The 295-nt window shown below is 51.5% G+C and carries 1 protein-coding gene; it reads left to right on the top strand.

What is annotated here, in order from left to right; genetic code table 11:
* A partial coding sequence (locus tag NE473_RS31690; RefSeq protein WP_256265688.1) for a hypothetical protein occupies positions 1 to 220 on the top strand: 220 nt, incomplete at its 5' end.
* Between the last annotated feature and the right edge of the window lie 75 nt (positions 221 to 295).

The raw sequence follows: 295 nt of genomic DNA, 5'->3' as shown, positions 1-295 counted from the left end.
CTTCAACCGTGCACTGTATGTCGTCCGCAGCATGGATTTATTCGCCGGCTCGACGCTGGCCGAACGCCGCTCCTACTTGGAAGGAGTCATTAACGGGGGCGTCATGGATGCCATCGACTCAGTCACACAGGATAAACCGGCCACGATCGCCGTGGCCGGACCTCACATGCAGTATGAAATATTTTCCGCCTTTGCAGACAAACTGTTCCCACAGTTTTAGATTACAGAAGTGCCTGTCACTCCGTCATTCCCGTTTGCGGTAGAGGGATTTTTGAGTCTTATGGAACAATAAAAG

Origin of the sequence: Hungatella sp. SL.1.14 (assembly GCF_024460495.1) — a bacterium.
Classification (GTDB): Bacteria; Bacillota; Clostridia; order Lachnospirales; family Lachnospiraceae; genus Hungatella; species Hungatella hathewayi.
This window is presented reverse-complemented; position numbering and strand designations above follow the sequence as displayed.